Annotated in this window: 13 protein-coding genes and 1 pseudogene; 9 read left to right on the top strand and 5 right to left on the bottom strand. The window is 59.4% G+C overall.

All coding sequences use genetic code 11. From position 1 onward, the window contains the following. Positions 1–3 precede the first annotated feature (3 nt). From HZ994_06940 to HZ994_06930, 3 genes are all read left to right on the top strand, one after another. Positions 4–696, top strand: a complete 693-nt coding sequence (locus HZ994_06940) for a hypothetical protein (GenBank protein ID QTN32076.1) — start codon at positions 4–6, stop codon at positions 694–696. Between the two features lie 182 nt (positions 697–878). After that, positions 879–3,971 carry a DUF1588 domain-containing protein gene (locus tag HZ994_06935; GenBank protein ID QTN32075.1) on the top strand — a complete coding sequence of 1,031 codons (3,093 nt, stop codon included), beginning with the start codon at positions 879–881 and terminating at the stop codon, positions 3,969–3,971. Between the two features lie 4 nt (positions 3,972–3,975). Continuing rightward, a complete protein-coding gene (locus HZ994_06930) occupies positions 3,976–5,364 on the top strand; it encodes a DUF1552 domain-containing protein (protein ID QTN34336.1) in 1,389 nt (462 codons plus the stop codon). 13 nt (positions 5,365–5,377) lie between these two features. Here HZ994_06930 and HZ994_06925 read toward each other — a convergent pair whose 3' ends face one another. The 5 genes and pseudogenes from HZ994_06925 to HZ994_06905 all read right to left on the bottom strand — a co-directional run bounded on the left by HZ994_06925 (position 5,378) and on the right by HZ994_06905 (position 7,516). Next, positions 5,378–5,761 carry a PIN domain-containing protein gene (locus HZ994_06925; GenBank protein ID QTN32074.1) on the bottom strand — a complete coding sequence of 128 codons (384 nt, stop codon included), beginning with the start codon at positions 5,759–5,761 and terminating at the stop codon, positions 5,378–5,380. Next, positions 5,758–6,015, bottom strand: coding sequence for a hypothetical protein (locus HZ994_06920; protein ID QTN32073.1), 258 nt, complete (start codon positions 6,013–6,015; stop codon positions 5,758–5,760). Before HZ994_06920 ends, HZ994_06925 begins: the two co-directional genes overlap by 4 nt. A gap of 166 nt (positions 6,016–6,181) precedes the next feature. Then, positions 6,182–6,550 (bottom strand): annotated as a pseudogene (locus HZ994_06915) (GxxExxY protein). 302 nt (positions 6,551–6,852) lie between these two features. Then, positions 6,853–7,260: a PIN domain-containing protein gene (locus HZ994_06910; GenBank protein QTN32072.1), complete on the bottom strand. Its 408-nt coding sequence runs from the start codon at positions 7,258–7,260 to the stop codon at positions 6,853–6,855. Beyond that, entirely contained in the window at positions 7,253–7,516 is a 264-nt protein-coding gene (locus HZ994_06905) for a plasmid stabilization protein (protein ID QTN32071.1), read from the bottom strand. Before HZ994_06905 ends, HZ994_06910 begins: the two co-directional genes overlap by 8 nt. A 273-nt stretch (positions 7,517–7,789) precedes the next feature. On the opposite strand from HZ994_06905, the gene HZ994_06900 reads away from it, so the two are divergent. The 6 genes from HZ994_06900 (at position 7,790) to HZ994_06875 (ending at position 20,494) form a co-directional block, all read left to right on the top strand. Beyond that, positions 7,790–8,551: a PEP-CTERM sorting domain-containing protein gene (locus HZ994_06900; protein QTN32070.1), complete on the top strand. Its 762-nt coding sequence runs from the start codon at positions 7,790–7,792 to the stop codon at positions 8,549–8,551. Between the two features lie 275 nt (positions 8,552–8,826). Next, positions 8,827–10,713, top strand: a complete 1,887-nt coding sequence (locus HZ994_06895) for a hypothetical protein (GenBank protein ID QTN32069.1) — start codon at positions 8,827–8,829, stop codon at positions 10,711–10,713. A gap of 1,111 nt (positions 10,714–11,824) precedes the next feature. Continuing rightward, positions 11,825–13,351 (top strand): autotransporter-associated beta strand repeat-containing protein, encoded by a 1,527-nt coding sequence (locus HZ994_06890; GenBank protein QTN32068.1) that lies wholly within the window; start codon positions 11,825–11,827, stop codon positions 13,349–13,351. Positions 13,352–13,548: 197 nt separating this feature from the next. Then, a complete protein-coding gene (locus HZ994_06885) occupies positions 13,549–16,650 on the top strand; it encodes a DUF1588 domain-containing protein (protein ID QTN32067.1) in 3,102 nt (1,033 codons plus the stop codon). Between the two features lie 4 nt (positions 16,651–16,654). Continuing rightward, positions 16,655–18,088, top strand: a complete 1,434-nt coding sequence (locus tag HZ994_06880) for a DUF1552 domain-containing protein (GenBank protein ID QTN32066.1) — start codon at positions 16,655–16,657, stop codon at positions 18,086–18,088. A gap of 234 nt (positions 18,089–18,322) precedes the next feature. Continuing rightward, positions 18,323–20,494, top strand: coding sequence for a hypothetical protein (locus HZ994_06875; GenBank protein QTN32065.1), 2,172 nt, complete (start codon positions 18,323–18,325; stop codon positions 20,492–20,494). The last annotated feature ends 6 nt before the right edge of the window (positions 20,495–20,500 follow it).

Below are 20,500 nucleotides of genomic sequence, written 5' to 3'. Positions count from 1 at the left end.
CCCATGAAATTTCCCGTCCCCGCGCTTGTCCTGCTCGCCTTCGCCTCGCCCCTCATCGCGCAGGAGCCCGAGGTGACCCTGCGTTTCCTCTCCTTTCCCAAAAACGCGAGCCCGCAGCCCGTCGAACTCCTGCTTGGCGAAGGTGAGACCATGGAGGTGAAAATCCCCACCAACGCCCTGTCCCAGCCCTACAAGGTCAAGCGGCTTTCGGCATGGGCGGTGGGCAAAATGGAACCCGCCGGAGAGGCGGACAAGCCGCCCTCTTTCACCAGCTACGGCTCGGCCCCGTCCCTCGCCTCGCCCGACCAGCTCATCCTCCTCATCCGCAATGGAAAGGAGAACTCCGACGGCATGAGGGTCATCCCCATGGACAACAACACCCGCAGCTTCGGCGGCGGCCAGTTCTTTTTCATGAACGCCTCGAAGGTGGACATAGCCGGGGATCTCGGCGGCACCAAGTTCGCCCTGAAACCGGGACAACGCACCATCATCGCCCCGAAGGAAACGAAAAAGCGCGAAAGCACGGGAGCGAACCAGTTCTTCACCGAATTCTTCTTCCGCAAGGAAGAGGAAGCACGCCCCTTCTTCTCCAGCACCTGGCCCGCCAACGACAAGGCGCGCAGCATGGTCTTCTTCTACCACGATCCCCACAACGAGCGCCTCCGCATGCACACGATCCGCGACTATATTCCCTGAAGAAAGGTAAACCATTCGCAAAAAGGGACGGATTGCCAAAAACTAGCCCTTTATGGGAGACAGTTGCTAAAGCGGATTTTTCCGGGCATGTGCAAGCCATCTGCTAGTTTTGCGCGTCTCCGACAGTAAATGATCCAAGCCCCGAAGGGCTCAAAGCACCACTCCCGCCATCCGGATTGCAAATGACATTTCCCAGCAACCATTCCCCAAGAAGCGGATCCCTATCGGTATTCTGCGCCATCCTCTGCGCCTGCGCCGTTCATCCGGCGGCAGCCTCGGACGAAAAGGGCAATCCTGAATCTGCCTTCCAGGTTCCGGAAAAGATCGAGTACCTGCTCGAGGACCATTGCTGGAAATGCCACGACTACGGAACGCAGAAGGGGGAAATCCGCCTCGATGACCTCGCGGGAATGGAGAACCCGAAACGCCTGGATCTGCTCAACCGGATCCAGGAGCAGGTCTATTTCAAGCACATGCCGCCGAAGAAGGAGGATCAGCCTTCGGAGGAAGACCGGAAAGAACTCCTGGCTTTCATCTCGGGCGAACTGGCCAAGTATGAGGCATCCACGCTGGAGGGGAAACTGCAGAAGCCCGAATACGGCAACTACATCGATCACGAAAAGCTCTTCTCCGGGGAATACAAGGATGTCCCCGCCTTCACCACCGACCGCCGCTGGCTCATCAGCGAGTTCATCTTTAACGCCAAGTTCCAGCGCATTCTTGAGAACAACGCGAGCCTGAGGAAACCTGACGGTTCGAAAATTCCGGTGGTGGGCAACTACAGGAACCGGGAGGTGTCTTTGGCCAATCCCTTCCTCCTGCCCAAAAAGGCCGCGATCCGTTACTACGCCAACGAGGATCTGACCGGCGGTCATCTTTCCAGCATGCTCACCAACTCGCAGAACGTGGCGGAATACATCACGGATGTGCATGCGCCCAGGCGCGGTGGCCGATACCTGCCTGCGTTGGTCGAAGTGCTGGCGATGGAAGATCAGCACAACAAGACCCTGGCCGCCCGGGTGAAGTTTCTCGAAGAACACATCGAGCGAATCTGCACCGAGGTGCATGGCGACAAGCATGAGGCCATGCTTCCCGAGTTCGTGCCGGTGAAGCTCGAACCGCTTCCCGAACTCAAGGAAGGGGAGGTATACAAAAAAGCCCCCCCAGGGATATCCGCCAATGTCTTGAACGGCCTTGGGGGTTCCAGCCTCGTCTTCGGGACGCTTGCGGATCCCGAACTCTCCCGGATGAGTGACGATCAGTTTCGCGAGTATTGCGAGCGCATCTGGTTCTACCGCGGCGACTACGAACGCACGATCCAGGGTCGGATGGGCATCTTGAGGGAGTATGTCCCCGAGTTCCGTGAATTGGCGGCGGAGCGGACCAAGAACAGCAAGCCCGTCGAATACAAGCCGCTCGCCGAAGAGGAAATGGAGGTCATCCATGCCGCCATCCTGAAGCATCGCAAGAAAGGGGATTTCTATTCCGGCTTGATCGAGAAGTGTGTGGCCGGCTGGGAGCAGGAGTTCGGGCAGGAGCGCATCGATGCCGGTCCACCCTCCGGGGAATTGCTGTCACAACTGGTGCAGCAGCTTTCCGTGTTGATCCTCGAACGCGAGCCGACCTCCCAGGAGATTGCGGAGTATGTGCAGCTCACCAGCAGCTACATGGGCAAACTCGGCCGCCGCAAGGCGGTGCAGAAACTGATCCAGACCTTCCTGCTCACCACCGAGTTCGCATACCGCAACGAGTTCGGGGCCGGAGAACCGGATGAACACGGGCGCCGCATGATGTCACCGCGCGATGCCAGCTACGCCATCGCTTACGCCCTGACCGATCAAAGTCCTGACGTGGAACTGGTGAAAGCCGCCCAAGAGGGCCGCCTCGGCACCCGCGCGGACTACGAGCGTGAAGTGAAGCGCATTCTCGCCCGCCGCGACATCAACTACGTCATCGACCCCATCCTCGAGGACAGGAACTGGGACGAGAACTACACCAGCCTGCCGATCCGCAAACTGCGCTTCGTGCGTGAGTTTTTCGGCTATCAGGGAGCATTGGAAATTTTCAAGGACGAGAAGCGCTTCGGCAGCGACCGTCTGAGCGAGTCCACCAACCGCCTGGTGAGCGAAGCGGACCGTCTGGTCGAGCATATCCTCAAGCAGGACCGGAACGTGTTCGAGGAATTGGTCGGCACCGAGAAGTTCTACATCTACCACAATGGTGACAGCGACCGCCTGAGGGAGCGCTCGGAGCACATCAAGAAAATCTACGCCTATTTCAAGGACAAGGATTGGAAGAACTTCACCTATAAGGATCTCGAGGAGCACAAGGAGTTCCTCACCCAGTATCCGACGCGGAGTTTCAATCCGAAAGACCTGAGTAAGGGCAACCGCCAGGGCGATGGGCTCACGCTCTTCAAAAAGTCCATGGCCTCGATCACGGACCGCCTGGACAACGGGCAGGAACACGCCGCGCCCTTCGACATGTATCGCGGCTACGGCACCGATTTCATGTGGGGCGGCAACGTGGCCCGCTTCTGGGGCATTCCCAAAGGCGATTGGCATTGGTCGCCCGAGCAGCCGATGAAGATTGAGAACCGCAAAGGCATGCTGACCCATCCGGCCTGGCTGGTGGCGCACGCCTTCAACACGGAAACCGACCCGGTCCACCGCGGCAAGTTCGTGCGCGAGAAGCTGCTGGCCGACACCATCCCCGATGTGCCCATCACCGTCGATGCCCGGATTCCGGAAGACCACAACAAGACCTTGCGCCAGCGCCTGGCCATGGCCACCGAGACCAAGAGCTGCTGGCACTGCCACGAGAAGATGAACCCCTTGGGAAACACCTTTGAAATGTACGACGACTTCGGCCGCTACCGTATCGAGGAATTTCTCGAGTATCCCGAGCATCTGCTTGAAAAGCGCCCGGACAAATTGCCGGACGGGGATCACATGATGGACATCCGCGACATCTTCAAGACGCTGCCTGTCGATGCGACCGGCTACCTTGACGGCGCCGGCAGTGAATCTCTCGACGGGGAACTCAAGGATGCGGTCGATCTGGCCGGACGCCTGGAGAAATCCCCCAGGGTCCGCCAGTCCTTCATCCGCCACGCTTTCCGCTACTTCATGGGTCGCAACGAATTCCTTTCCGATTCGAAAACCCTGATCGATGCCGAACATGCTTACGTAAACAACGGGGGCAGCTTCGATGCCGTGATCGTTTCGCTCCTGACCTCCGACTCCTTCATCTACCGCAAACCAACAGAAAACTAGACCTATGTTCAGCAGAAGAAATTTCCTCAAAACCTCCGCGCTCGGTGCCGGTGCCATGTCGCTCGCGCCATCCTTCAACCAGTTGTTTGCGGCTCCTGCGAGCGCTGCGACTGGATACCCCAAGCGCTTCATCTTCATCCGGAAATCCAGCGGCCTCCGCCCGCTTGAAAGCGCGCTCCTCAACTTCTCCGCCAAGGACAAGGCGCTCGACGAGCAGAAGCAGCCCTTGGTGGCCGATCTGGACAAGCACGAGCTGCCCAAGTGGCTGCGCGGCCTCGACAACCACAAGGAGAACATGACCATTCTCCAGGGCCTCTCCGCGAAGATGAGCGAGAACGTCCACTACTCCTACTCCTCCGTGATGGGTTGTTTCAAATCGAACAACAACACCCTCAGCGCGATCAAGCGGACGACGGTCGATTTCGAGCTCGCGAAACTTTTCCCGTCCCCCTTCGGCCACGTCGAGCTTTCCTTCGCCGGTGGGCGCACCGGCATCGTCTCGGGCTTCTCCGCCCCCGCGCCGCAGACCCGCAACTACTGCTACGCGGATCCCGACACCGCACGCAGCGAGCTTTTCAAATCCGTCCTCAACCCGGACGCCGTCAATTCCGACAACGACATGCTCGCCTTCCTCCAGGGCAAGGAAGGCCTGAAGGAGAGCGGGTTCAAGGGCCACGAGGTGAAACGCCAGGAGGCGCAGGTGGAATCCATCGACAAGATCCGCGAGCGTAACAAGAAGCTCATCGGCATTTCCGGAACCCTCGCCAAGTTCCTGCCCACACTCGACCCCGTCCATGCCAACGGCGGCGAAAACGCCAGCACACCCGAGAAACAGGCGGCCATGACCGACGTTCTTATCGCCGCCATGAAGGCCGGCCTGACCAATGTCGTCACCTACACCATCGACGACCTCGGCACCCCCATCACCGGCCTGCCGGGGAACGAGACCGACCGCGTCGGCATCCACCCGCTGGGTCACGACGAAGCATTCGGCGGAGTGCCCGCCTGGATGACCCGCGAGCAGATCCGCATCAGCCACATGAACCAGGTGAAAACGATCGTCGAGAAACTCAAGGCCACCCCCGAGGGCAACGGCACGATGTTCGACAACACCATGGTCATGTATTTCCCCGAAAACGGCGAAACCCACCACGGCATCGGCACGGAATCCCCCTTCATCATCATGTCCGGCCGCAACTGCGCCCTGGACATCGCCGGCCGCTACATCCGCCTGCCCTACCTCGGCAACCCGGGCCACAAAACCCTCGGCAACTGGTACACCACCCTTCTCAACGCCCACGGCAACCCCATCGAGCATTACGGCGACCTCGACCTGGAAATGGCGCGCAAGAAGCTCCCGCAGACCGGCTACATACGCGAGTTCATGGCGTGATATGCGGGAGCGGTCACCACGCCTTGATCACCACCACGTCCTTCATCGGGTAGTGCTTGCTGTTCAGCGTATGGATCTGGCCGCCTCCCGTCAGGGCGGTGGCGGCGAGGATTGCATCGTTCGGATCGATCCCGTGGCTCGGATTCCATTTCCGGAAAATCCGCCCGGCCTCATCGACTACGGCCTGGTCAACCGCTGCCGTCCGGATCCGGGAGAGCAGCGTCATCGTGGCCTCCTCCTCGTGCGTCCGCATGAAGAACAGCACCTCCGCGCGCTGCATCGCGCCGGTCCACAGCTCGATGTCGGGGTCTTCCGCCAGCCCGCGTAGGTAGTCCGCCGCCTTGCGCTCCCCACGCAAGTGCCAAATCAGGATATCCGCATCGATCAACGCCTTCATCGGCGGCGCCTTTCGAAGGATTCCCGGAAGGCCGCACGTGCGGCCTCGACCGTTTCCTGCGCGCTTTCGTCGCGCTGCCAGGCTCCGAACGACTGATCCAGAAACCCTCCGGATCGGCTCTCACCGAGGGTGGACTCCAGCAGCATCACCGCCTCCTCGATGACCCGCTTCTTGCTCGTTTTAAGCCGCCGGGCCAAGCCGCTGATGCGCGCCGCCACGGATTCGTCGAGCCGGGTTGAGAATACTTTGTCCATCGTTGTTTTTCTTACGTAAGAAAGTTTACTCTTACATGCTGGGGTTGTCAATCTCCCGTCAACCCACCACCAGGCAGGGTTCCAACACTAGGGAGAGGCTGACAGTTTTTAAGAGTTTTAAACCACGAATGGCGCGGATGGACACGGATGAAGAGGATAGGAGGTTTCAGTTGGAGACGCGTTTGATCTGAAGGCTGGCAAGTTTGAAATTGAGGAGAAGGGCAGTTTTCAGGCCGGTGATGTTGAGTTAGCCAAGCATTTGGGCGATGTGGTTATCGTTGAAGGAATTGACCACCTTGGGATCAACGATGACGGTGTCGTTGACAATGAGATCGGGGATGAGGGTGCCGATGAGATGCCCGTCGTAATGGACGGGGTGTTGCTTTTGCTGATCGCAGACAAGGCCTTGCTTTGCGAGTTCGATGACGAGGGCTCGCTCGTAGAGCTTTTCATCCAGGCCGGGCTTGAGCTTGTTGAGCACATTCATGGCCGCGCCGATGATGATTTCAGTGAGTTGTTCGTCGTTGGTGAGCATGGGATACCGATACAGAAGCCGTCATTCATGCTCAAGCATCCGTGCCGAATATATTGACCACGGATTTCACGGATGAGCACGGATAAGAGCGGGCGGATGGCGATTCTTTCGATCTCGATAAGCTCCTTTCCTCCGCTACAACCGTTTTCCAGTCGATTATCCAGATCTTCATCCGTGATAATCCGTGAAATCCGTGGTTAAAAACTGTCACCTTCCCAGGCACAGTTGGCGCGAGAGAAATTCGATCTTATCCAAGCGGTTTGGTTCCACATGCAAATGCCCTGCCGCCCCCGGTCTGCGGGTCATGGCGCGATCAATTCGACATCGGGAAAGTAGCTTTGGTATCGGCTCACATCGCGCGTGAGGATGGGGATGCCGAGCACGGCGGCATGCGCTCCGATAAAAAAGTCCGCCGGAGGAGCAGTCTTGATGCCACCGCGAAGGCGATAAGTCCGGTAGGCTTTCGAGGCCAGAAAGAGCGCCTCTCTCGGCATCTCCAGGTAGATCAGGCCGAGAGTGACGAGAATCCGCTCAACATCCTCGATCTCACCCGCCTCATAGCCCAGTTCTGTGTAGATCAGCGGGTTGATCGCCATCCGGCCCACCACCCGGCTCATTTGGTCCGCCGACCACGCGGCCCAGCGGGGATCGTCTTCCAAAACGTCGAGGATGACGTTCGTATCGACCAAAATGAGATCGCAATCAGTCATCCCCACGCAGCTCTTTCATGATCCCGTCCGTATCGCGCCCGTTCGCCCGGTTTTTCCATGTGCCCCGCACCGCCGCCAGCCGCTCTCTCATTTCCCCGACAGTCTGCGGCGGCCTCGGCGTCTCCTCCTCGTTGACCATCCGCGCCAGAATCGCCCGGGCTTCCGCCTCCATCGAACTTTGGTTCCGCGCCGCACGCATGCGCAGCTTCTGCTTCACCGCTTCATCAAGGTTCCGAATCGTCAGCGTCGTGCTCATGAAACAATTGCTAGCATCGAAAGCAATGCTGTCAATCACGGAGACATCAACACCGCAGTCGTTCCTGCCCCCTGCCCCTGACCCAAAACTGTCACTTTCCGAGATACACTTGCTCGGATACATTTTTCTTCACGCCGCGCGGCCCTCGTGATTTTCTTCGATCCGTCGGCAATTTCTGACCTTCCTCCGGCCAGCGGACGCCTAGAATCCAAACAAGACAACCAAGCCATGAAGCCTAAACACACAGGACACAACCCCCGACCCCCAAAAACAATGAAATCGAAATACACAGACCACTTGAAAACCTGTTCAAGGCCCTTGGCCGTTCTCGTGGCGGCTCCCATCCTTGCCCTTGCCCTTGCCACGGGAACCGCCGATGCAGCCACCCTGCTCGCATCCTACGCTGACGGGACTGCTGCCAATGCGGCTGCCTTCACGAACCTGACCACTCCTTCGGGCTACACCGCATCCGCCCTGAGCCAGAACGGACTGGTATCCACCACCGCCACAGCCGCGCAGGGGTTCACCACGCCAGCCGGGCCGAACGCGGGGAGCGCCGCTGGCTCCCAATGGATTAACCCCACCGCAGGCACCGTTGCTGCATCACCGGCCTTCGATGGCGACTACTTCCAGTTCAACGTCTCGGGCTCAGGTGGAAACCTGATCGATCCAAGCGAACTATCCTTTGATTTGTCAGCGGCCAGCTCCGGTGGCACCAACTACACGCTTTCCTATGTTGTATTTGCCTCGACGGATGGAACCAACTTCTCCAGCGCGGGATCCGGCAGCTACACTCTCAACGTGAGCAGTGGAACCATGGGTGTTCCCGCGACGCAAGTGATTGGCCTGACATCGCTGGCAAATTCAGCGTCCTACACATTCAGGATCGCGGTGGGTGACAACAGCAGCCAAAACAACAAGACGAGCATCTTCCAAGGCTTCAGGCTCCAGGGCGACGTCATCCCGATCCCCGAGCCAAGCACCGCTCTTCTCGGCTCCTTCGGCCTCCTCGCCTTGCTTCGCCGCAGGCGCTGATCTCGGCCTCGGCGCGAAAGGTAACCTTATCCCAATGTGGCGCTGTGATCCTTGTGATCGCAGCGCCACATTTTTGTGATTTGTGGGTAACGGACGGTTATGGCACCTGTGTGCACCGGGTATGATCCAAAGCGCCATCTTTTCAGATACAGTTGCTGCGTGAGAAATCCGATTTTCATCCGAGAGTTTTTTCCATCCGGCGATGTAAGATACCGAGCTGCCACCGCTGCGGACAAACCAAGCCCTTCCAAACCGAAACCCAAGCTACAAGAAGCATGCAATCAAGAATCCACTCCCTCGCCGCCTTGCTCCTCATGGCGTCCCTCGCCACTCTCTGCCCCGCGCAATCGGACCGCCAGTCGCAGCCCTTCAAGCTACACAACATCTTCGGCAGCGGCATGGTTCTCCAGCGGGACAAGCCGATCAAGGTCTGGGGCTGGGCGAAGCCCGGGGCAAAAGTGACGGTGGCCTTGGGCAAGGAGTCCGCAGAACCCACCACGGCGGCCGCCGCGCCGGTCGAGGTGTTCGGCTACGAGGAAGCCTACAAGGGGCTCGGCAAATGGGAAGTCAGCTTCCCGCCACGCGAGGCCAGCACCGAGCCGATCACCCTTACTGCGACCCACGGTGGGGAAACCATCACGCTCGACAACATCCTTCTCGGCGACGTTTGGGTCATGCACGGCCAGAGCAACATGGCCTTTCCCGCCGCCAAGACCGACGCCGCGGACCTGCTTCCCCAGGCGGATTTGCCACTTTTGCGCCTCTTCTCGATCACGACCAACGAGCAGGCCACCCTGCAGGACGACATCCGGCCCGAGGCGATCGACACGGTCAGCGGCAGTTGGGATGTCTCCTCCCCGGAGACGGCGCGAGAGTTTGCCGCCATCGGGTATGTCTTCGGGTTGAATGTGCAGCGCACCCTCGGAATCCCGATCGGCCTGATCAAGACGGCCCGCGGCGGCGCCTCGATCGAAAGCATGGTGCCCGCCCACAAGTTCGACGAGCATCCGCTGACCAAGCGCTACGCGGATCATGTCCGGGCGCGGATGGCGGCATTCGACCCCGAGGCCGAGGCCGACCGGATCTGGGGAATTGAAAAAGGCCGTGCCAAGAAGAATAACAAACCCGAGCCGGAACGGCCCGACCCGAAAAATCTGAGATCATGGAATGTGCCCGGCAAAAGCCCCAGCGACATGGCCAGCGTGCACAACGGCTTCCTCGGGGTCTTCAAGGGCCTCAACATCAAGGGCCTCGCCTTTCACCAAGGCTTCAACAACACGCTCGGGGACAATGCCCGCCCCAAGCGCTACCGCGTGCTGTTGAAGCTCATGGTCGAGGGGATCCGCGAGGACTTCAATGACCCGCAGCTCCCGGTGGCCGTGATCGGTTTCTGTGCGGACGGCAGCGCGGCGCAGGGGCCCGAGAACTTCGAGGTTCAGTCCATTGCCATCGCCCCGTTCATCCGTGAATCCCAGCGGCTGGGCCTCGCCGATGTCGGCGACCCGGAGAACACGATTTTCATCCCCGGCTATGATGTGCAGGCTCCCGGCCTGCATCCGGGAAGGAAACGTGATCACGGCTGGCGTGCGGCCAAATGGGCGCTCAGCAAAGTGTATGGCGTGCAGGGCGCCCGCTGGCTGGAACCGATCAAGCTCGTGTCGGCGGAAGCCCACGGGGATGTGATGGTCCTGGGCTTCGACATGCGGGTCCAAACCAAGGACGGAAGTAAAATCCCGCGGGGTTTCTCGATCGCCGGTGAGGACGGGATCTTCTACATGGCTCACGCCCGCTATGCGGAATATGGGAAGGGAACCTACTGGACCCATGGTCACCGGTCGATCCAGGTCTGGAGCCCGATGGTCGAGAAACCGGTCGCCGTCCGCTACGGCTGGGGCGTGGCTCCGGTGGGCAACCTTTACGTCGCCGGCGAACAGGACCAGCCCTTCCCGAGCTTCCGCACCGACGACTGGGACTACCCTGAGAGCGAGATCCCTGACGAGAAGCCGGACTTCGATTGGAAGAAAGCGTCGGCCGACGCCACTGCCCGGGTGCGCGAACGCCAGCTCAAGGAATCCGCCATGGGAGAAGCGTTTCTCGAAAGGCTCGACCAGCTTTCGGTGCCGATCGTGCCCCTGGAAAAGGCGGCACAGAAAGGAAAGTAGGAGAGCCACGGCGTACCCCTCAAGTTAATCGCTGGGAACGCGATTTTGTAACCCGCAAGCTCATGATGGGAGAAAGAAACGGACTTTCCGGGATTGCCCGCTTCGCTGCTCATGGGCATGCGGGTGGAATACCCGCGATCCCAGCCTCCGACGCCGCAACCACCGCGGGAGGCGCCACGATAAGCTCGGTTATCCTCCAAGAACAGTTGGACACCATCACTTTCGCGCAACGCAACCCTACCGGCACCCGGATCGATGACGAAATCCGCTTTGGAGCGACTTTCGCGGATGTAGCGCCGATTCCCGAGCCCTCCGCCGCCCTCCTCGGCTCGCTCCGCCGTAGGCGCTGGAAATACTGCTTATCCAGAAGCCCCCGGAGGTTTCCTTCGGCGGGCTTTTTCGCGGACTGGGTTCCGGTTCCAAGTTTCCCATAACGATCCCTTTGGAGATATAGTCACTCCGATGGATCCCGAAGTTTTTCCGAGAAATTTCGCGGGTGCCGTTGTATGGGAAACTGAATCCGATTCGGAATCTGCGCAGACAAACGGAAAAACCTTCACAACCTGCCGAAGGATATCAGCCCGGGCGTTTTGCTTGCCGGGTGTGTTCTCGTCTCCGCGCGCCCGGCGGCTGGAAACGATCTGATCGCCGCCAAGGCCGCGCGAGCCCAGCAGACCCTCGAATCCAAGGATCTCTCCGCAGACCGCCCGGATCTCGTGGCGCGGGCGGAGAAAGTTTTCACGGCATCCCATCACCCCGACCCCACTGGCCTCTCGACCGCCTCCCCGAAGAACCTATCGAAAGCAGGAAAGCCGCCTAGAAGGTCAAGCGCGAGCGCGACGCCAACAAATGGGCACCCGAAAACGCCAGGCCGCTTTCCGGCTGAAACTGTTACTTTCCGGGATACACTTACTCAGATAAATTTTTCTTCACGCCGCGCAGCCTCCGTAGTTTTCTTCGATCCGTCGGCCTGCCATGCCCCATCCGGCGACCGGATGCGGCTGAAATGCCGGCAAATCAATCCCCCAATTCCGAAAAAATCGAATCGCGGCCAACTTCGCATCCGTAATCCTCCCCACCGGCCATCAACCAACCCGAATCATTCAATCCCATGAAACCGAAAACCACGCTCCGCCACTTCCTCGCACTCGCCGGCAGCTCGCTGCTCGCGATATCCTCCGCTTCCGCACAATCCACCCTCTACTTTGACGGAGGCACAACCGACATCGCCGGCAACGGCAACGGCTCCAGCGCAGGCGGCGCCGGCACCTGGAATACCACCACAAAAAACTGGGACGCGGGTGCCGTCCCCTACGTCGCATGGAACAATGCCAACGGTGACAATGCGGTCATAGCCGGCAGCGGAACCCTCACGGTCGACGTGCCCGTCACGGTCGGTGCGCTCACGCTCAGCTACACTTCAGGCACCCGCACTATTAATGGGTCGGAAATCACCATCAACAGCGGCCTCAGCTTGGGTAGTCTCGCCGGCCTCACTTGGAACGCCCCGATCAAACTGGGCGGCGATCAGATCTGGAGCCACGGTGGCAACAACACCACAGCAAAAAGAATTCTAGGAGGCACGAATCTCAATGGCCATCAGCTGACCTATAACTCTAGCAATACCCCTACCAACGGCAGTTTGCTGAACCATGGATCGATCACCGGCACGGGCGACATCGTCAAGGATGGGACCGGACGCGTTACCCTCTCGTCAGGAACGGGAGATAACACTTACACTGGCAGCACCACCGTCAAAAATGGCATTCTCGCCATGGGCAGCGCTACGGCTCTTGGAAACGTTAACAACCAGCTCACCGTCAACACCGGCGGCACTTTGGACATGAGCAATCAGAGCCTGACTGTCGGCAACCTCACCGGCACGGGCGGTGTGATCACCAGCACGCACACATCCGGTACCCGCACCCTGACCATCGGCAGCGGTAACGCTGGCGGCGGCAACTTCCAGGGCGTGATTGAGAACGGCACAACTGGCAGTACCACCGCCCTCACCAAGACAGGCAACGGCACCATCACCCTCTCCGGCAACAACAGCTACACCGGAGCGACCAACGTCAACGCGGGCAGCCTCATCATCAACGGCAATTCATCCACCGCCACAGGTCTCGTGTCCGTCGCGGCCGCAGGAACGCTCGGCGGTAGCGGCACGGTGGGCGGTGCCACCACCATCAACGGCAACCTGCGCCCCGGCACCAGCCCCGGTGTGCTTTCCTTCTCCAATTCGCTGGCACTAGCCAGCACATCCACCACCACCTTCGAGATCGATGGCGTAACCCGCGGCACCGATTACGACGGTGTGAATGTCGGAACCACCCTGGGTCTGGGAGGTGCATTGGTCTTCGATATCGGGGCGATCCTATCCAGCACCACCTTCAACTTGTTTGACGTGACGGGCGCCACATCAGGCGACTTCTCGGCGGTGTCCCTCACGGGTCTCTATGGAACCCAATCGTTCACCAACAACCTGGGGGTCTGGACAACCACCACCAACGCAGGCAATGAGGTTTGGACGTTCACCCAAAGCACCGGTGATCTGAATTTGGCGGTCATCCCCGAGCCCTCCGCCGCCCTCCTCGGCGGTCTCGGCTTTCTCGCCCTGCTCCGCCGCAGGCGCTAGATGCCCGACTTATCCAAAAGCCCGCCGAAGGAACCCTTTGGCGGGCTTTTTTGCTGGATGGGTTCCGGTTCCAAGGTTCCCATAACTACTCCTTTATTAGATACAGTTAGTCCGATGGATTTCGAAATTTTTCCGAGAGATTTCGTGGGAGCCGTTGTATTTGAAGCTCAATCCGATCCTGAATCTGCAAACCCGAAATGAAAGACCTCCACAACTTCCTGAAGAACATGCGTACCGGCGTTTTGCTGACCGGGTGTGTTCTCGTCTCCGCCCGCCCGGCTGATGGAAACGAGGTGACAGCCGCCAACGCCGCGCCAGGCCAGCAGACCCTCGAGTCCAAGGCCATGAACGTGCTCGAAACCTACTGCTTTTCCTGCCACGGCCCGGACAAGGAGGAGGGTGACACCCGTTTCGACGTCTTGGAGACGGTTGATAGCGTCGATCTCCAGGCTTTGTTCCTCAGCGCCCAGGATGCGGTCCATTTCGAGGAAATGCCCCCGGAAGACGCCGAGAAGCAACCGACCGACGCGGAGCGGGGGATCCTGCTCGAATGGTTCAAGTCGCAGCTCACCGGCGACGCCTCCAAGAAGCTTGAGGAAAAGATGCGCCGCCCCAAAGCCGGCAACTACACGGATCACAAGGAGCTGTTTTCCGGCAAGCACGCCGACAAACCCGGCTACACCTACGACCGCCGCTGGCTGATCAGCGAGCATATCTTCAACGAGAAGTTCAACCGCATCCTCCAGCTGAAGCCCTCCCGCAGGATCAACGGCAAGAACGTCCCTGTGCAGGGCGACAGCAATCGCCGCGAGATCATGCTGACCAACCCGTTCCTGATGTCCACCAAAGCGGGGGTCCGCTACTACGCCGACGAAACGCTCAGCGGCGGCACCCTGCTGACCATGATGACCAACGCGAAGGACGCCAGCGCCTACATGCTCGGGATCATCGAAAACGATAAGGAATATCTCCCCACCGCGCACGAAATGATCGCCCGCGAAGTCGCGAACCGGAAAACCCTGGAGAGCCGGGAGAAGTTTTTGAACCAGCACATCGAGCGTGTGCTAATGGATTTATACGGCGCCGATCACCAGCGCCTGCTGCCCAAGTTTGTCCGGGTCGATGTGCCGCCTCCGTTCGATCCACGCACCGGGGGGCAAAAGGCGCCCTACCACGCGGCAAATCCCGGCAAGGAAGAGGTGCGCTTGATTTACCATTCATTCCTGCGCCTCAAAAAGCCGGGCCAATCCAAGGAACAGCTCATGGAAGCCTGCGAGCGGGAATGGTTCAACCACGGCCATTCCGAGTCCAAGATTCAGGTCCGTCTCACCTTCCTGATCAATTACTGGGACGCATTCCACGAAAATACATTTAGCCATGCTCAATTTCTCCAGGGTAATCGGACGGTCGAATACAAGCCGCTGGCCGAAGAGGAAATGCAGGCCATCGCCGCGACGATCCGCAAGCATCGCAAGCCGGGCGACCGCTACCAGGATGTGATCGACAAGTCGCTGTCGGCCTGGGCCGCGGACTTCGAGAACGAGCGCATCGCCGCCGGTGCGCCGAGCGATTCACAGCTCGATGCCTTGATCCGTGAAATCGTCATGCTGATCCACGAGCGTGAGCCCGCGACGGATGAAACCACGCGTTACCGCGAAATCGCGAAGAGCTACTCGGGCTCGATGACCCGACAAGACCTGATCACCAGCATGATCCAGATGGTCATCCTGAGTTCGGACTTCGTCTTTCGCTCCGAGTTCGGAACGGGTGAACCCGACGCACACGGCCGCCGCATGCTCTCACCCTACGATGCCAGCTACGCCCTTGCCTATGCGCTCACCGACGCCAGCCCGGATGAGGAGCTTGCCAAGGCCGCGGCGGAAGGCCGGCTCAACACCCGAGCCGATTACGAGCGCGAAGTCCGCCGCATGCTCGCGAAACGCAACCAGTTCTACATCATCGATAAGAACATCGACACCACCAGCACTCCGAGCTTCACCAACCTCCCGATCCGCGAGCTTCGCTTCTTCCGCGAGTTCTTCGGCTACGACAAGATGCAGGGCATCTTCAAGGACAACAAACGCTTCGGGGGTAATTACCAGGCCATGCAGCAGCGAATCGTCCAGGAGGCGGATCTTCTCGTCGCGCACATCCTGGAATCCGACCAAAAGGTCATCGAGAAGCTCCTCACTGGCGATGAGTTCTATGTTTACCACTCGGGTGACAACGAGGAAATGAAGAAGTGGTCCGAACGCGTCGCGAAAATCTACAATCACTTCAAGGATCTGGACTGGCGGAACTTCACGATCGAAGACCTGAAAAAACACCGGGAATTCCTCGCCGAAGTCAACATGCGCGGCATGGATCCGAAAAAACCTGATCTCCGTCATGGCCGGATGGATCCCCTGAGGATGTTCAAAAAGGAGATGGAAAGCTTCGATCTCCGTCTCGGCAAGGGCCAGACGGCCGCCGCTCCCTATCCTTCGTTCGATGCGCACAATTTCACCGGCGCGGTGAATCCGTACGGCGGGCAATTCATGGGTCCCGAGGTCGCGCGATTGTTCAACATCGACATGGCCGATTGGGACTACCCGACCGAGCAGCCCGCGAAGGTCGAGAATCGGAAGGGGATCCTCACCCATCCCGCCTGGCTGATCTCCTTCGCCGGCAACTTCCAGACCGATCCCATCCACCGCGGCATCTGGGTGCAGGAAAAGCTTCTGGCCGGTACCATCCCCGACGTGCCGATCACGGTCGATGCCGTCATTCCCGAGGATCCGCAAAGAACCATGCGCCAACGCGTCGACGCCAAGACCAACAACAACTACTGCATGCGCTGTCACGAAAAGATCAACCCCTTGGGGCTGCCCTTTGAAATGTATGACGACTTCGGCAGGTTCCGGACGGTGGAAGCCCTCGAATATCCCGAAAATCTCATCGAGGAGAGGCCGGAGAAAAACGTTGATCCGGACTTCGATAACCGCAACATCTACAAGACCCTGCCCATCGACGCCAAAGGCTACCTAAAGGGCACGGGCGACAGCTCGCTGGACGGAGAGGTGAAGGACGCCCTCGACCTGATCGATCGCCTCGCGAAGTCCGACCGCGCGCGCCAATCCATCATCCGCCACGCCTTCCGCTACTTCATGGGTCGCAACGAAACCCTCAGCGACTCGAAAACCCTGATCGATTCCGACCAGACCTATCTTAAATCCGGCGGCAGCTTCGACGAACTGATCGTCTCCTTGCTGACCTCGGACTCATTCATCTACCGCAAGCAACCAACAGTAACCGAATAACACCATGGACACCACCCGCAGATCCTTCCTCAGAACATCCGCCTTCGGCGTGGGCGGCTTCGCCCTCGCCCCCACCTTCAGCTCGCTGCTCGCCAACACCGTCCAGGACGGGGTGAAAGGCGTGACGCCCAGCCTGCTGGGCGGCGTGCCCCGGCGCTTTGTCTTCATCCGCAAGGCCAACGGACAACGACCCAATGATCTCGCTTTGCCCACTTTCACCGCAGACCAGGCGAACCTCGAGAAAAAGAAACAGCCGTTCGAAACCGATCTGCGCGATCACGAATTGCAGGAATGGATGCGCCCGCTCGAAGGCTACAAGTCGAACATGGCGCTCATCCAGGGCTTCTCCACAAGGATGAGCGAAAACGGCCACTACTCCTGGTCTTCCGTGATGGGCGCCTACAAGTCCGGCGGGAACTCGCTCAGCGGCATCAAGCGCGCGACCATCGACTTCGAGCTCGCAAAGCTCTTCCCGTCGCCCTTCGGCCACGTCGAACTCGCGCTGCGTGGCAATGACGCCAATTTCGAAACCGGCATCCAACCCGGATACTCGGCGCCCGGCCCGCATCAGCGCAACTACTGCTACACCGATCCGATGACCGCCTACAATGAACTGTTCCGGTCGGCGGTCGATCCGAAGTCGGCGGGTTCCGGGAATAAGATGCTCGCCTTCCTGGAGAACGAAGAAAACCTGAAAACCAAGTTGCTGCATGGCTATGAGAAGGAAAAACTCTCCAGCCACATCTCCTCGATCGAAGAGATCCAAGCCCGCAACGAGCGGCTCGCGACCATGTCCGGCACCATCAAGCAATTCCTCCCCAAGATCGACCCGATCCACGCAAACGGCGGGCCGCTGGCCAACAACATGCAAAAGCAAGAGGCCATGACCGATGTCCTGGTGGCCGCGCTTGCCAGCGGGCTCACCAACGTCGTGACGTACACGATCGACATGCTCAACACGCCGATCATCGGGCTGCCCGGCAACGAGACCGATCGCATCTCCATCCATGAGGTCGGCCACAATGGCGGCTACTCCGGCGTTACCGCACCGCAAATCCGGGAAAAGATCCACCATTCCCACATCAACCAGGTCAAGACCATTGCCGATAAACTCAAAGCCATCCCCGAGGGAAACGGCACGATGTTCGACCACACCATGATCATGTATTTCCCCGAAGGTGGCGAAACCCACCACGGCCTGGGCTGGGAGGCTCCGTTTGTCATCGTCGCCGGGGACAAGTGCGCCCTGGACATCCTCGGCCGCTACACCCGCCTGCCTTACCACGCGACCGAAGGCCACAAGACCATCGGCAACTGGTACACCACGCTTCTCAACGCACATGGAAACCCGATCCAACACTACGGCGACCTTGACTTGGACATGTCGCGCAAAAAGCTGGATCAGGTCGGGGCCATCCGGCAGTTCCTGAGAGCCTAGAGGCGGTGCGGGGCACCCAGCGCCTGGGGATGATCCCGGGCGCGCCTTGATACGTTCCATCCCCGGGAATCCAAGGATGCGAAATCCCGCAATAACTGTAACTTTTTGAGATACGGTTGCCAAGGAAGATTTCGGATTTCATCCGCGAGAAATGCACTCGAACCATGGTATCGTCAGCCAGTGGTTCGGCGCAGACGACAGTCGCTGTCTCAACACATTTCAGAAAACCAGCCCATGAAGCATCATTCGTCCATCCTCGCAGCCCTTTGCGGCTTCGCCCTTCTCTCGGTATTCGCCGTGGCGGCATCACCCGAGGCACCGCAAATCAAGCTGCGCAAAGACGGCAACATGAAGGAAACCCTTGTGGATCTCACTCCGGAAGGCATCAAGCTCGAGGCGGAATACACCGCGATGCTCAACTCGCTGCGCGAGGAGATCCAAAGGGAAATCCCTACGGTGGATGATGCGAAGCAGGCCGCCCTGATTGAATTGCTGAAAGCGGAGCTCGGCTCCCAGAAAGAGCTCGCTGCGGTTGACAAATCGCTGCGCATCTCGCGCCAGAGCGAGGACAAATACAACGCCCTTGTCGAGCAACTGCGCAGTGCTCCTTCCCGCGTGACGGCCGCCGAGAGGAAACTGCAGGAGCTGGTCGCATTGCCGGACAGCGATCCCGCCAAAGCCAAGCTCGTTGCGGATCAACAGAAGCAGTTGGAGAGCGCCAAAAAGCAGTTGGAGAAGCTCCCTTCGGATGTCGAGAAAGCCAAAAAAACCTTCGAAAACGCGGCTGCCGTCCAGGCGGAGCTGATGAAAAAGGTCGAAGCGGCGGAACAAGCGGGCATGAGCGCGAAGGTGGAGACACGCAAAGCCCTCGATTCCCTCGGCTTCGGCGGAATCCTCGCCAGCGACAGGCTGGACACCAAGCTCGCCCAATTCGTTGTCCTTTCGGAGGGGCATCCGCGTTTCCTCGCCCAGTTCGCCCAGGAAAGCCCGACGAACAAAAAATTGCTAGATCAGCTTTTGTCCGACACCCCGCTGATGCTGCAGATGCTCGTCGCCGACGGAGCCAAATGGGGCAAATACGGCGAAGCGGTGAAAATCTACCAGTCCATCCTGCAAGCCAGCCCGAAGGCCAAGGAAGGCGTGCTGCAGAGACTGGCGGTTGCGACAAGCCTGGAGCATGCCGTGCCGATGTTTATGCGGAATGGTGATTCTCCCAAGAATTACACGGAAACCATCGATCCCTTGAAGCGTTACCTGAGCTTCGAAAAAGCGTTTCTCGCAGGCGAACTCGATCCCGCATTCAAGGATCTCACCACTTGGGAGCTGACCGCCGTGGTCGACGGCGAGGATCCGGACGAAGCCCATGCCTGGTGCCGAGAAATGATGCGCAGCTATCGCCCGGATCTCATTCAGCGGGATTACAACGACCTGCGTTACAGCCAATCCGTCGATTCCGAAATCCAGTATACCAGTTCGTTTGTCAAAGAAGACCGTCCCGAGCTGATGTTCATGCAGAACGTCCTTGCCAATGGCGGGATTTGCGGACGCCGCGCTTTCTTCGGGCGCTTTGCGCTCAAGTCTTTCGGTATCCCGACCTTGGCTCGCCCCGAACCCGGCCACGCGACGCTGGTCCAGTGGACACCGGATGGCTGGCTCACCTACCTCGGCGGTGATTTCGGCAACCGTGCCCGCGTCCCCCCCTACGGTGCGGACATGCATTTCGTGGCCACCACCCAAGCCCGCGAAAACGAAACCGAATTCATGAAGGTGAAGCGCGCCCAATGGATCGGCGATGTCATGGGCGAACCCAAGGTTTACGGAATGCGTGATCCCAAAGTGGTGCCCGAAATCTGGCATGCGGCTGCCATCATTGAGCAGGATCGCATTGCGGATGGCAAAAGGCCGAACCGGATCAATCCCTACAAAGTCCCGAGCCCCGTCACGGAAGCCCCGGCAGCGGAACGCGCGGTGAGCGTGGGCACCTCAGGCGTGATCACCATCCCCGCCGTCGCGACCAAAATCCCTGCGGACAACGTGGCGCGAGCCGCATGGGGTCAGCACAACGCCGTCTCCTTCGCGGAAAGCAAGCTCGGCGGCATGCAGCTGATCTATTCGCGTTATGGCGGCTCGCAGTTGCTGGAATACAACTTCGAAGCCCCGAAGGCTGGCAAATATGACCTCACTTCGAGAATGGCCAGTTCCCGTTGGGACATGAGCCTGCTCGTTTCCGCCAACGGCGCGGAACCGGTGGAGATGGAGATCCCCTTCAAAGCGGGTCTGTGGGAAACCAGCGCACCCGTCATCGTGGATCTGAAAGCGGGTTCCAACACCCTGACCTTCGCCCGCCCCGAGGACATGCGCAAAGGCATCGCGATCAGGGATTTCACGCTCACGCCGGTCAACTGAGGAACG

It is taken from the genome of Akkermansiaceae bacterium, assembly GCA_017798145.1.
Classification (GTDB): Bacteria; Verrucomicrobiota; Verrucomicrobiia; order Verrucomicrobiales; family Akkermansiaceae; genus Luteolibacter.
This window is presented reverse-complemented; position numbering and strand designations above follow the sequence as displayed.

Bases quoted from the DNA above. Each gene is read 5' to 3' on its own strand.
- HZ994_06935 (QTN32075.1), top strand. From the start codon at position 879: ATGACATTTCCCAGCAACCATTCCCCAAGAAGCGGATCCCTATCGGTA.
- HZ994_06905 (QTN32071.1), bottom strand. From the start codon at position 7,516: ATGAGCACGACGCTGACGATTCGGAACCTTGATGAAGCGGTGAAGCAG.
- HZ994_06885 (QTN32067.1), top strand. From the start codon at position 13,549: ATGAAAGACCTCCACAACTTCCTGAAGAACATGCGTACCGGCGTTTTG.
- HZ994_06930 (QTN34336.1), top strand. From the start codon at position 3,976: ATGTTCAGCAGAAGAAATTTCCTCAAAACCTCCGCGCTCGGTGCCGGT.
- HZ994_06880 (QTN32066.1), top strand. From the start codon at position 16,655: ATGGACACCACCCGCAGATCCTTCCTCAGAACATCCGCCTTCGGCGTG.
- HZ994_06890 (QTN32068.1), top strand. From the start codon at position 11,825: ATGAAACCGAAAACCACGCTCCGCCACTTCCTCGCACTCGCCGGCAGC.
- HZ994_06895 (QTN32069.1), top strand. From the start codon at position 8,827: ATGCAATCAAGAATCCACTCCCTCGCCGCCTTGCTCCTCATGGCGTCC.
- HZ994_06900 (QTN32070.1), top strand. From the start codon at position 7,790: ATGAAATCGAAATACACAGACCACTTGAAAACCTGTTCAAGGCCCTTG.
- HZ994_06875 (QTN32065.1), top strand. From the start codon at position 18,323: ATGAAGCATCATTCGTCCATCCTCGCAGCCCTTTGCGGCTTCGCCCTT.
- HZ994_06925 (QTN32074.1), bottom strand. From the start codon at position 5,761: ATGAAGGCGTTGATCGATGCGGATATCCTGATTTGGCACTTGCGTGGG.
- HZ994_06920 (QTN32073.1), bottom strand. From the start codon at position 6,015: ATGGACAAAGTATTCTCAACCCGGCTCGACGAATCCGTGGCGGCGCGC.
- HZ994_06910 (QTN32072.1), bottom strand. From the start codon at position 7,260: ATGACTGATTGCGATCTCATTTTGGTCGATACGAACGTCATCCTCGAC.
- HZ994_06940 (QTN32076.1), top strand. From the start codon at position 4: ATGAAATTTCCCGTCCCCGCGCTTGTCCTGCTCGCCTTCGCCTCGCCC.